Source organism: Sphingobium sp. DN12, assembly GCF_051058005.1.
GTDB lineage: Bacteria > Pseudomonadota > Alphaproteobacteria > Sphingomonadales > Sphingomonadaceae > Sphingobium > Sphingobium yanoikuyae.
Window position 1 is genome coordinate 4,414,242 of sequence record NZ_CP173717.1, and the last position, 12,604, is coordinate 4,426,845.

Below are 12,604 nucleotides of genomic sequence, written 5' to 3' on the forward strand. Positions count from 1 at the left end.
TCTATGGATGATCCGTTATCAGTCCAGCGCCAAGATCTGCTGCTCGGACAATAATTGCTGTTTCAGCATCCCGTAATCGACATCCTGCACGCTCCTGCCCTCCCGGATCGCGATGGATGCCGCAGCAGCGGCCGATTGGCCAAGGATCATGAAGACGGGCTCCATTCGGATCGAGCCATAGGCAATGTGCGATGCCGACAAGGCGACCGGGACCAGTAGGTTGGTCGCTTCCTGGCGCTTCGGGATGATCGCATCATAGCTGATCGGATAGGCGCGTTCAGGGCTGACCTCGATATTCCCTTCGTTGCGCGCAAAGCCTCTTGCATCGACGATCCGCCGGACATTGTGCGAGTCCATATTATATGATCCCATGCCGACCGGCCGGGGCGTCGCCTTCGTGCCACGCAGATGCGGTTCGGCCATGACAAAGTCCGAAACCATGCGCCGCGCTTCGCGCACATAAACTTCCCGCGGCCAGTTACCATTGCCGGTGAATTCGTCCTTGCACAGGCCCCAGCGCGCCATTTCCGTGCGCGTCTCGGCCGGCACGCCAGGATCGTTTGCCATGAACCACAGCAGCCCCTGCTGATAGTCCACATGCTCCTGGATGATGGCAGCCCGTTCGGTGTCGGTCCCCTCGGGATAGCGGTAATTCATGCCGATATCATCGAAGGAGAAGGCACCGAAATTGTTGGTGTCGGTCTTGCCGTTTGGGATGCGGTCGAATTTGCGGAAGAAATCCCGATAGCCCGCATCCATATAGCGTTTGAGCAACGCATATTGGCGCGGATCATAATGGCGCGGCCTGGGAAAAGGCGTACGGTTGGCTGGCACGTCGGTCAGGCACATGCGGAATGTATAGGCCTGTATGCGATGGTCGCCCGTGCCGTCCGGCCCGATCGGATCTGCCGTTACCCGCGGCAGCAGGCCGCTGCCGGGTTTGCCGGGGACGACATAGGGATCGACGTTCAGGGTGAATTGATGGTTGGTCGTGTTGGCCATCTGGACGCCGTTCAGCGTCTCGCCATAGGTGGCATTGGCTTCGCGCCCGACCGCAAAGCCCACCCCTGCCCCTGCCATCAGATCGCCTTCATAGCTGGCATCAATAAAGACACGGCCGGCAAAACGACGACCGGTCCCGGAACGGAAGGCGACAACCCGACCGGCTCGCACCTCCACGGCCCCGTCCCGCCGATCGATCGGCTGGGATCGAACGACATTAACACCGGCCTCCTTCAGCCAGGCCTCGTAAATCTCCTCAGCCACCTTGGGCTCGAACTGCCACATCGCATCGTCATTGACGAAATTCTCGGCGTTCTCCGGACGCCTGGCAAAGGTCCAGGCAGCCGGATCATCATAATGACGCTTCACCCGCCGATAAAATTCGAGCGAGAGGCCACCAATGGCGCGATGATTGCCGGTGTCGGACCAGCCCAGGCCATTGGTCGTCATGCCGCCGACATAGGCGTCGCGACAGACGAGCAGCACCGACCGGCCCAGCCGCCGTGCCTCGACCGCCGCAATGACGCCGGCCGAGGTGCAGCCATATATCACGATATCCGCCGGTGTTTGTGCAACCGTGCTGGCGTCGGCCGCGCCGGCCAGCAGAAGGGCCGCGGCGAGCATGGGGCGAAGCGCCTTGATCCTGCCAGCCATCAGAAAGTCGCCGCCACGCCGAAGAAGAAACGGCGGTCCTCTCGGAGCGAACTGAGCAGGCGCGCCGGATCCTGGAGATATTGCCGTTCGACGGACCGGGTGAGATTGATGGCCTCAGCCGTCAGGCGGACGGTCTTGGTGAGGTTGATCTGGGCCGAAGCGTCGAGTTGCCCCCTGGCCTGCATATAGGAACTGCCGCCCGATGCGGCGCTGCCCTGCCCCTGCAGATATTTGCTTCGGTGGATATAGGCGACCCTGAAGGACAGCAGCTCGTCCTCATAATAGCCGATGAGATTATAGCTATGCTTCGACAGGCCCGGCAATGGCAGGCCGCGTTGGGTCGCCTCGTCTACCAGCGGCGTCTTGCTGTCGACGAAGGTATAATTGGCCTGGATGCCGAGATTGTCGAAGGGCGCCGGCAGGAAACGCAGCGCGTGCTGATAGGCCAGTTCGAATCCCTTGATGGTACCCGACTTGCCATTGACCGGCTGGGTGATCTGGAACAGGTCGTCCGGTCCCGTCGACAGGCCGGGCACGAATTCGGGCCGGGTCGTGTTGATGGTGAAGGAACTGACGTCCTTGTAGAAGCCGGCAAGCGTCAGCGCACTGGACGGCGCAAAATACCATTCGAGTGTGGCATCATATTGCGTTGCCTGGAACGGCCGCAGGGCGGGATTGCCACGCGATCCCGTGCGGGCGACGATGAATGGAATGAAGCTCACCCCGACATCGTTGAGGCTGGGACGCGCGACCACCTTGGCAGCGGCAGCGCGGAACATGAGGCTGGGCGACAGCTCGAGCGAGAGGTTGGCGCTCGGCAACCAATAGTCGAAGCGCGATTTCGACGCGGTTGCCTGTGTGTCCGACAGATAGCCCGAGGATATGCGCTCGATACTGATATAGCGCACCCCCGCATTGCCGGTGATCGGCATTGATCCGACCTCGCTCTTGAAATTGGCCCGGACATAGAAGGCGAGCGTGTCCTGATCCACGTCGCGGATCGACACGCGGCCAAGCGGGATCGTATCGGCGCGAGGGATCGGCAGGCCAAATGCATCGCGTGCAACATCCTTGTCCACGGTCCCGGTCAGCAAATCGCGTGGGAAATCGCCCGAGGCACCGGGAAAGAAGCTGCTCATGCTATTGTCATAATTGAGCCCCGGCATCTCATCGACGGTGATGATGCCATCGCCATTCTTGTCACCAACGGCCAGCAGGCTTGCCGCGGAGGGGACGCTTTGTGGCGATTCCGAATAAAATTTGATCTTCTCGTAGCGCGAGCCAACCTGGATCGAGCTGAGCAAGCCCCAGTCGGTGCGGATGTCGAAATCGACACGGCCGTCATAGCCGCTGTTGTTGGTGATATTGTCGCCATCGAAGATCGATGCCAGCTGATATTGCGCCGGATCGTTACGGTCGAAATTGGTGTCGAGCGAAAGGTTGGGCACCGGGCCGCCCCCCGAGAAATCATAGCTCGCATTGGTGACATTGCCGGCACGCGGGACCACCACATAGGTGAAGGATGCGCCAGGGCCACCATCCGTGCCCTTGCCCTTGCTGTAGGAAGCGTCCGCCGACATCGTCAGGACATCACCATCATATTTGGTGGAGAAACCAAGATTGGTGGATCGGAACTCGGTCGGCTCGTCATAGATGAGCGGCCGCAGCGTCACGCCGGTGAAGGTGCCGCTGACGACGGTGCCATGTTCGTCAGCAACAGCATCGACGTCATTATTATTGAAGAGAATCTGGTAATTGGCGCTGTTGCGTTCCCGTTTCAGCCGCGAATAGGTGCCGTCGAGAATGATCTCCCAATTGTCGGCAGGACGAAACTGCAGCGAACTGTTGAGCGTCAGGCGCTGCTCCCGCCGATCATAGATGCGCGCCATGAAACGATTCGGCCGGAAGAGGCCGGGATCGTCGACGCCGTCACCATCGCCGTCGATGGCATCAGTACGGGTCCAGCCGCCGGAATCGAATGACTGTCCCTGGGTATGGGTGTTGGAATAGGCGATGCTGGCAAGGACGCCGAAGCGATCGTCGAAATTCTTCGAGACGAGGGCTGAGCCTCGGTAACCAAGATGATCGGCCTGGTCGGTATAGGCCCCCTGCAGCCGCCCGCTGATGACAAGGTCGTCAAGGTCGAGCGGACGCTTGGTCTTGAGGTTCACGGTCGCGCCGAGCGCCCCTTCGGGCATGTCGGCGGTGGGAGACTTAGAGACGACGATACTGCCGATGATTTCCGGACTGATCGATTCAAGCGACGCACTGCCCCCTGCACCCGGTCCCAGGAAGGTGCGGCCGTTGATTTCCAGGCGGTTCTGGGAAATGCCGCGGACGGTGAAGTTGGAGCCGTCGCCTTCGCGCCGGGTGATCTGGACGCCGGTTATGCGGCTCATGGATTCAGCGACATTCTGATCAGGCAGCTTGCCGATATCCTGCGCCGTGATGACATCGACGATGTTGCTGGCGCGGCGCTTCACATTGATCGACTGCTGCAGCGAGCCGCGAATGCCGGTAACGATGATGTCCTGCGCCGCCTGATGGTCGGAAGAGACAATATCGTCTGGTGCTGCGCCCGCCGTTTCATGCTCCTGTGGATCGGGCTCGCCGGCCGGCATCATGGTGAAAGCGGCTGCCGGGGTCGGACCGGCCTTGCCTCGCTTGAGTACGATGGCGCTGCCGACCCTGACCATGACGAGATCTGTGCCTGCAAGCAGGCGCTCAAGCGCCTGCGACACATCCATCGCCCCTTTGACATCGGAAATGGTAACGCCTTCAGCTGTGGGTGCCGACACCAATATTTCGATACCCGCCTGTCTGGCAAAGAGCGGGATGCCGGTGCGCGCCGGTTGCGCGGGGATATCGAATCGCCGGATCTGGGCCGCCGCCTCCGCAGGCGAAGCCATGCTCCAGGCCAGGCTGGCTGAAGCCGCAAGAAAATGGGCGCGCGAAGCTCTCATACATCCTCCCCTGTCTGGCGCCCTGTTTTCTGGTGCGCTCTCGATCATCAAGAGACGGGCGGGTCGGTTTTCCGTCAGCGGCCTGCGATCTTTTTTCGCGAAAGGCGAATTTCCTCGGCCGTCATACTTACCGAAATATCGAGGGAAATGGCCAGGGTCCGCGCAAAACCTGCCGGATTATCGATCCGGAACAGGCCGACCAGCTTCTCATTGGCGAGGCTTGGGTCGGACAGCACCAATTGCTGCTTGTTGTAGCGATTGAACCGGGCAATGGCGTCAGACAATGTGTCCCCTTCGAGCGCGATTTCACCCGCTCGCCAGGCGAGCGACCTCTCTATCGCCTGCGGTGAATTGCCAGTGGCGGGAACCAGCGCGCCGCGCTCGAAGGTCGCAAAATCCCCGGCCTTGAGGATGGTCATGGCCCCTGCCCCGTTACGGGCCCAGGTTGCAACGACCCCCTCGGTCACGGCAATCTGCACGCCATTTTCGGTCCGACTGACGGAAAAGGCCGTGCCGATCGCCCTTGCCTGCGCAATGCCGGCATCGACGATGAAGGGACGCCGTCGGTCCTTTGCAACCTGAAACCAGGCCTGACCTCTTGCCAGCGTGACGCGTCGGCTTTCCTCGTCGAGGGCAACCCGCAGGTCGCTACCACTGTCGATCGTTGCGACCGAACCATCTTCGAGCGGAAGACGCCGAATTTCACCGCGCTCGGTCGCGATATGCTCCCCCGTCCAGCGCGAAAACCCGACCATGCCTGCAATCGCCGCCGCCATGGCACCACCGACCCCGGCCGCCATCCATCGACGCCGCGTCCAATAGGAGCCTTGCTCCGGCCCGGCGTCGGCAACAAGCGCTTCCTCCGCCAGGGCCAGGGCAGCCTGCGCACGCAGCAGCGCCCCGGCATGGAGCCGGTCCTGTGCGAGCCATGCGTCAAGAGCGGCCTGTTGATGCGCATCCAAGGGATGGCGCATGGCCCAGTTGGCAGCTGCCTCGTCAATGCTTTCGCGCATGGACACCTCCGCTGCTCGAAGGCTGTTCCTGTTCGGGCTCGGTCAATGTGCGAAGAATGGTTCTCAAGCCGCGGCTCGCCTCATTCTCGACAATGGTTTCGCTGATGCCCAGCGTCTGGGCAATCATCTTCTGGCTCAAGCCCTCGACCCTGCGCATGATGAAGATCCGGCGGGCACGGTCGGACAGCTGTGCCAGCGCCGCCTGTACCCTGGCCAATTCCTGGCGTCCCTGCGCGAAGCGCTCGGGCGTCAGAGGATCACCTTCCTCTTCCCAACCATCAATGCCGGACGCAGTCTCGATGCGAACCACCCGCGCCCGCTCCACCTGTCGTTGCAATATGTGTCGCGCCATCGTGAAAAGATAGGCGCGCGGCACGGCAACATGCGCGACATCGGGCAGCTGGGCCAGACGGCAATAGCATTCCTGCACGATATCCTCCACATCGGCCGCCGCAAGCACACGCCGCCGCAACCAGCTCCGCAGGTCACGTTCATGGGGCAGAATTTCCCGTGCTACCCATCTGGCAAGCGCGTCGCGTTCCGTAGTTTCTCTCCTCTCTCGTTGCCAAGAGCCATGGAAGAGGCATTTCCGTCACGGTTAAAGCAATTTTGTGGCGGAGAAACAGATACGCGCCGATAGGTGCACATACTCGAACAATCTCCGCAAAAACTGACTGACTATCCCGATCCTTCGCTGCCACCCGATGGGATTTTTTCGCTTCTTTCAGCGGATTGTAGGTTCCAAGCGCTCATGTGAGATCAATGAATTGCAAAGGGAGATGATAATCCGATAAATTGCGGTAACTATCGGACATATCCCAATTGCCGTACTCTGGAAGCATGATCCATTAGGGCCGTGTCGAAGATGATTATTCCCGGTGACATGATGCAGACTGACCTGCCCCCCGAAAGATCCCTCATTCTGATGTAGAGTCTGTCCACGAGAAGGAGCAGACGCATGAGGAAGCGCCGTTTTACTGAGGCGCAGATCATCGGGATGATCAAGGAGCAGGAGTCCGGGCTACCGACGGTCGAGATTTGTCGGAAGCATGGGCTGAGCACGGCGACGTTTTACAAGCTGAAGGGCAAGTACGGCGGGATGGAAGTGTCCGATGCCCGCCGGCTCCGCCAGCTTGAGGAGGAGAACGGCAAGCTCAAGCGATTGCTGGCCGACAGCATGCTCGACAATGTGATCCTGAAGGATCTGTTGGGAAAAGTCTGACGACACCAGGTTTGCGGCGAGACGCGGTGCTCAAGGTGCTGGGGCTCTATCCGATTTCCCAGCGCCGGGCCTGCGTCCTGATCGGTATCGATCCCAAAATGGTCCGGCGCGAACGCCCGCCGGACCACGGAGCCATCCGGACTGCGATGCGTGAGGTCGCAGGCCAGCGCCGTCGCTTTGGCTATCGCCGGATCGGCATCATGCTGGAACGCCAGGGGATGACTATGAACCACAAGAAGCTCTACCGGCTGTATCGTGAGGAAGGATTGTCGGTTCGCCGCCGTCGTGGGCGCAAACGGGCGCGTGGCAGCCGCACACCGATGCCCGTGCCGCTGGTTCCGGGTTCGCGCTGGTCGATGGACTTTGTCTCCGACACGTTCGGTGCCTCACGCAAGTTCAGGATCTTGGCCATCAATGATGATTGCTGCCGGGAGAACCTGTGCCTGGTAGGTGAGCTGCAGCGACGGCGGCTGATCCCTTAACTGCTACATGTCCAGGAAGCGTTCTACACTCAGCTTTCTACTGCCCTGAGGGGCGGAATTTCGGTGAGCTAGCGTTGATCATGGTTCAATGATGCAATTGCGAATCGCATATCGAACAAGGTCTGCCACATTTCGTAAGTCGAGGCGTTTCATCGCTTCCAGGCGATGTGCCTCCACGGTTTTGACGCTCATGCCCAAAACTTCAGCGATTTCCGTGTTTCGCCGCCCTTCAGCGATCTGCTGAACAATCTGACGCTGTCGTGGGGTAAGCCGCCGCAGCGGGATTACGCTTTCGTCCAGCACGCGCTCGACCAGGAACTCGCTCGCTTCTCCTGAAAAGAAGGGTTCGCCTTTGAGGGCATGGTCCATCGCCTGCTGCCAAACCGACGGCCCTTCAATTTTTGAGAAATACGCTTTGCAGCCTGCACTCAGGGCGCTGGCAATTGTGGTTTTGCTACGCTGCAGAGTGAACATCGCGATGTAGATGGAGGGAGTAACCTGTCTCAATTGCGTTGCGTAGTGCAGCTCATTCTTCAAAGGGGGAGGGCAATCAAGAATAGCGATGTCGGGGGCGTAATCGCGCGCCATAGCAACACCATGTACGCAATCTACTCCTTCTGGGACTGTCAGGATTTCCGTGTGCGGCCGGGCGGTTGATCATCAGGCCGCCATGGCTCTGATGAAACGTTCGCCGAAGATCACGGCAAATTGCGCCTTCGCCATGGTCCACTCACGTGGTGGCATCTTCCACTCTTTCTCCGACCGATTCAAGATCAGGTAGAGCAGCTTGGTGGCGGCCTCGTCGCTGGGGAAGTGTCCCCTGGCCCTGACAGCCCGCCTGAGCTTCGAGTTCAAAGCTTCGATGGCGTTCGTAGTGTAGATGATCCGGCGGACCTCGTCGGGGAACGCAAAAAACGGGATCACCTCGCCCCAGGCGCGCCGCCAGCTCTGGCCGATGGCGGGATAGCGCTGCCCCCAAGGGCCAGCCTCAAATGCTGTCAGCGCCTTTTCGGCGGCATCTGCGTCGGTGGCACGGTAAATCTCCTTGAGCGCGCTGGCGAGGTTCTTTCGGTCCTTCCAGGAGACGAAGTCCATCGAGTTGCGCAGCAGGTGAACGATGCAGGTCTGGACGATCGCATCGGGGAACACTGCGGTGATCGCATCGGGAAAGCCCTTCAGGCCGTCAACGACGGCCAGCAGGATGTCTTCAACGCCACGGTTGCGAAGCTCGTTCATCACCCGAAGCCAGAACTTGGCACCCTCATTCTGCTCGAGCCACAAGCCGAGCACCTCCTTTGCGCCGTCGGCGCGGACGCCCAGCGCAATGTGGATCGCCTTGTTGCGCACCATGCCCTCGTCGCGGATCTTGACCCGGATCGCGTCGAAGAAGACCAGCGGGTAAACCGGATCGAGCGGCCGCTGCTGCCAAGTGGCGACCTCATCGAGCACGGCGTCGGTCACCGTGCTAATCAAATCGGGTGAGACGTCGATGCCGTATAGATCGTGCAGGTGCCTGGTGATCTCGCGGGTGCTCATGCCGCGCGCGTACATCGACACGATCTTGTCGTCGAAGCCGGGAAAGCGGCGTTGATACTTGGCGATCAACTGCGGGTCGAAGCTCGACTGGCGATCGCGCGGCACGTCGATCGCCAACTTGCCGGTGTCGGTCATTACCGTCTTCCGACCGTAGCCGTTGCGCATGTTGCCGGCGCCGTCTTCGCCAGCGAGGTGGTGATCCATCTCCGCATTCAGGGCACGCTCTGTCAGCGCCTTCTTCAGCGAATCGAGCAGACCGCCCTGCTCGAAGGCGGCACTGGCAGCGCCGCCCGCCAAAAGCTGATCGAGAAGCTCATTCGGTATGGCAGGTTCTTTGCGTCGTGACATAGTGGGACTCCTTGTTGCCCATTATGCCCGGCCACACACGGAAATCCTGACAGTCCCCTCCTTCTTCGACAACTTCGAAGCGGGAATCTTTCCGCAGAAGCCGGCACAGGACGTTTCGCATCTCTATGCTATCGTCGATCACCAATATCTTAGCGCGGTCAATCATCGTGACGAACTCTCCCAGGCGGGCCCAATCGATTGCCCTCGAACGGCCGCCATGCTCTGGATGGTAAATTCGCTTTAGACTCGCTGCAATCTCCTAAAATCACAGCGGACTGAGCATTTTTCTTCCCTGCTCTCCGTCCTTGATACTGAAGCTAAGATTGAAATCGGCGTCTACCGCCGACCCAAATTATACCTTCAGAGACAGAGTTCGGCTCCTCAGGCGCAGATCTTCCGTTTTTCCAGCGGCTCGCGACCAACTTCCCTCAGGTCGAGCGCTCATTTCTAGCGTGATGGTCCCTTGGATAGGGTAATGCGTACCGTGATCAAGTCGCCTTCGGCCAGCTTTTCTGCTTTTCTCACGCTCGCCTTGATGGGTAGCATGTAGCCTTGGCGGGCCTTGCTCGGAAAAACCGATGTGCGCCAACAAGTTTTGCTGATGGCAGCCTCTACATAGACTGATCCCCAAGCCGCTGAGTGACCAGACGATGCTACACGGATGGCTTCCGCGACGTAGCCGTCGATCGTCAGAAATGACGGCTGGCCATCCTTGCCTTCCCCGCGCCACAACCAGATAGGACCGGCATGCTCCCAAACTGTTTCGTCGGGTGAGACGTCTCCGCCCAGTTCCTCGCGCAGGAAGCGGATCAGCTCAGGGTCTGTTGGGCCATCGTTCGTTTGCGCCACTCGATCATTGGCTGTGCGCTCGTTTGATGCAACCCGATCTTGCGCTATCGTTTCGTCTAAACCAGTAGGCACTATCGGCGCGCTCCTCGCGCGACTGGACGACTTCGAGGTCGGCGCCAACGTGCGGGTCACCCTCCAGCGGGGGCAAGCTACGCGCGAGGTCAAGATCGCGCTTCAGCCGGACGAGTAGCTGCCACCAGATGCGCGCTATCGGAAATCCTCCCGCGATTCGCAGGTGCCGTGACGTTTCATGCGTTTCGAGAAAGGGTCAGGCATCGATCGGCTGGAGGACTTCTCCCGTTTCATCGATCAGGAATGAGCCATCGGTGCGGCGCGTGACGGCAAGACCACTATCCAGGATGAAATCGATTTCCTCGCCCCTTTCCATCTGGACGATAGTGTGTCGCCGGCCACTCTCGCCAGCTGCAGGCAGCCGTTTCGTTACGCGCCAGTGCATCGCCAGGTTCCTTGGCCTGTCCCATAGATTGTTGCTGACAGAGAAAGGAGCCCCGGCGGCTGGCTCGAGGCTCCCCTGTCCATCCTCGCGAGCTTCCGCGAACGGGGCGGACGACCATGGAACGCAGATGGGCGCCATCGGGTTTCCGGCAAAAGCTCGCTGCCGGTAAGCGGCGGGCACTTGCGCGGATCGTCCGCATCGGACTCTCGCTCAAGCGGCTTCGCGCTCTTCCGCGTGGCCCGAGCAGGCCGCCATCTGGTCCTTGACCGCCAGCTTCAGTTTCTTGAGCCGGCCGATCAGGAAATGGCGCGGATGGAGACGCTTCTCCTCTTCGCGGATTTCGGCTTCGAGACGCGCATGTTCGCGCTCGAGGTAGCGCAGATAGTGGTCGTTCATCGTCGAGTTCCTCATGTTCGATGATGGGGCCCGGCCGCAGCCGGGCCCTTCGTCTGTCAGTACTCCATTTCCGGCATCGTGGCCCTGGCGCCCTTGTCATCCTTGGGCGCTTCGGCGACGAGCGCCTCGGTCGTGATCAGCAGCGAGGCCACCGAAGCTGCGTCTTGGAGCGCGGTGCGGACCACCTTGGCGGGATCGATCACGCCGGAGCCAACCAGATCTTCATATTGGCCGGTGGCGGCGTTAAAGCCCCAGTTGTAGTCTTCGCTCTCCAGAAGTTTGCCGACGATGAATGCACCATCCTCGCCGGCGTTGTCAGCAATCTGCCGTGCCGGCGCGCGCAGCGCCCGGCGGACAATGTCGATACCTGACTGCTGGTCGTCGTTCGCGGCCTTGATGCCCTCGAGCGCCTTGAGCGCGCGCAGGAGCGCAATGCCGCCGCCCGGCAGGATGCCCTCCTCGACCGCGGCGCGGGTGGCGTGGAGCGCGTCGTCGACGCGGTCCTTCTTCTCCTTGACCTCGACCTCGGTTGCGCCGCCGACGCGGATCACCGCGACGCCGCCGGCGAGCTTGGCCACGCGCTCCTGAAGCTTCTCGCGGTCGTAGTCGCTGGTCGTTGTCTCGATCTGCGCCCTGATCTGCGTGACGCGAGCGTCGATGTCCGAACGCGCGCCGGCGCCATCGACGACGGTGGTGTTGTCCTTATCGATGATGACCTTCTTGGCGCGGCCGAGCATGGCGATCGTGACGTTCTCGAGCTTGGTGCCGAGTTCCTCGCTGACGACGTTGCCGGCCGTGAGTACCGCGATGTCTTCCAGCATCGCCTTGCGGCGATCGCCGAAGCCCGGCGCCTTGACCGCCGCGACCTTGAGGCCGCCGCGCAGCTTGTTGACGACGAGCGTCGCCAGCGCTTCGCCCTCGACATCCTCGGCGATGATCAGAAGCGGCCGGCCCGACTGCACCACCTGCTCGAGCAGCGGGATCAGCGCCTGGAGGTTCGACAGCTTCTTCTCGTGGATAAGGATGTAGGGATCCTCAAGCTCGACCTTGAGCTTCTCGGCGTTGGTTACGAAATAGGGCGAGAGATAGCCGCGGTCGAACTGCATGCCCTCGACGGTCTCGAGCTCGGTCGCAAGGCTCTTGGCTTCCTCGACGGTGATCACGCCCTCGTTGCCGACCTTCTCCATCGCCTCGGCGAGAATGCGGCCGACTTCCTCGTCGCCGTTCGCGGAGATGGTCGCGACCTGGGCGATCTCGCTATTGGCGCGGACCTTGCGCGCATGGGCTTCAAGGTCCTTGACCACGGCGCCGACGGCGAGGTCGATGCCGCGCTTGAGGTCCATCGGGTTCATACCTGCCGAGACAGCCTTGGAACCCTCGCGCACGATCGCCTGGGCGAGCACGGTCGCGGTGGTGGTGCCGTCGCCGGCCTTGTCGTTCTGCTTCGACGCGACCTCGCGCAGCATCTGCGCGCCCATGTTCTCGAACTTGTCCTTGAGTTCGATCTCCTTGGCGACGGTAACGCCGTCCTTCGTGATGCGCGGCGCGCCAAACGACTTCTCGATGACCACGTTGCGGCCCTTCGGACCCAGGGTCACCTTCACTGCGTTGGCAAGCGTATCCACGCCGCGCAGCATGCGATCACGCGCGTCCGACGCAAACTTCACTTCCTTGGCAGCCAT

Annotated in this window: 10 protein-coding genes and 1 pseudogene; 1 reads left to right on the forward strand and 10 read right to left on the reverse strand. The window is 60.9% G+C overall.

Going from position 1 to position 12,604, the window contains the following annotated elements; genetic code table 11:
- Nucleotides 1-18: 18 nt before the first annotated feature.
- The 4 genes from ACI6S0_RS20935 to ACI6S0_RS20950 form a co-directional block, all read right to left on the reverse strand.
- Complete coding sequence (locus ACI6S0_RS20935; RefSeq protein ID WP_434404216.1) at nt 19-1,626, reverse strand: FAD-dependent oxidoreductase; 1,608 nt, start codon at nt 1,624-1,626, stop codon at nt 19-21.
- Between the two features lie 29 nt (nt 1,627-1,655).
- Nucleotides 1,656-4,619, reverse strand: a complete 2,964-nt coding sequence (locus ACI6S0_RS20940; RefSeq protein WP_434404217.1) for a TonB-dependent receptor — start codon at nt 4,617-4,619, stop codon at nt 1,656-1,658.
- A gap of 74 nt (nt 4,620-4,693) precedes the next feature.
- On the reverse strand, nt 4,694-5,632 hold the full coding sequence (locus ACI6S0_RS20945) for a FecR family protein (protein WP_279731342.1): 939 nt from the start codon (nt 5,630-5,632) through the stop codon (nt 4,694-4,696).
- The gene (locus tag ACI6S0_RS20950; RefSeq protein WP_278376783.1) at nt 5,616-6,137 is read right to left on the reverse strand and encodes an RNA polymerase sigma factor; all 522 of its coding nucleotides are present in this window, start codon (nt 6,135-6,137) and stop codon (nt 5,616-5,618) included. The genes ACI6S0_RS20945 and ACI6S0_RS20950 overlap by 17 nt, the downstream gene beginning before the upstream one ends.
- Before the next feature lie 453 nt (nt 6,138-6,590).
- Between ACI6S0_RS20950 and ACI6S0_RS20955 the strand changes: the two are divergent.
- Nucleotides 6,591-7,309: pseudogene (locus tag ACI6S0_RS20955) on the forward strand (transposase); the annotation flags it as partial.
- 105 nt (nt 7,310-7,414) lie between these two features.
- Here ACI6S0_RS20955 and ACI6S0_RS20960 read toward each other — a convergent pair.
- The 6 genes from ACI6S0_RS20960 to groL form a co-directional block, all read right to left on the reverse strand.
- Nucleotides 7,415-7,924, reverse strand: coding sequence for a response regulator transcription factor (locus ACI6S0_RS20960; protein ID WP_051156889.1), 510 nt, complete (start codon nt 7,922-7,924; stop codon nt 7,415-7,417).
- Between the two features lie 72 nt (nt 7,925-7,996).
- On the reverse strand, nt 7,997-9,220 hold the full coding sequence (locus ACI6S0_RS20965; RefSeq protein ID WP_014082638.1) for an IS256-like element ISSpwi2 family transposase: 1,224 nt from the start codon (nt 9,218-9,220) through the stop codon (nt 7,997-7,999).
- A gap of 447 nt (nt 9,221-9,667) precedes the next feature.
- Nucleotides 9,668-10,069 (reverse strand): DUF1905 domain-containing protein, encoded by a 402-nt coding sequence (locus ACI6S0_RS20970; protein ID WP_080727105.1) that lies wholly within the window; start codon nt 10,067-10,069, stop codon nt 9,668-9,670.
- Nucleotides 10,070-10,337: 268 nt separating this feature from the next.
- Nucleotides 10,338-10,526: a hypothetical protein gene (locus ACI6S0_RS20975; RefSeq protein ID WP_004209657.1), complete on the reverse strand. Its 189-nt coding sequence runs from the start codon at nt 10,524-10,526 to the stop codon at nt 10,338-10,340.
- Between the two features lie 210 nt (nt 10,527-10,736).
- Nucleotides 10,737-10,922: a YdcH family protein gene (locus tag ACI6S0_RS20980; protein WP_004209658.1), complete on the reverse strand. Its 186-nt coding sequence runs from the start codon at nt 10,920-10,922 to the stop codon at nt 10,737-10,739.
- Nucleotides 10,923-10,978: 56 nt separating this feature from the next.
- Complete coding sequence (groL, locus tag ACI6S0_RS20985; RefSeq protein ID WP_004209659.1) at nt 10,979-12,604, reverse strand: chaperonin GroEL; 1,626 nt, start codon at nt 12,602-12,604, stop codon at nt 10,979-10,981.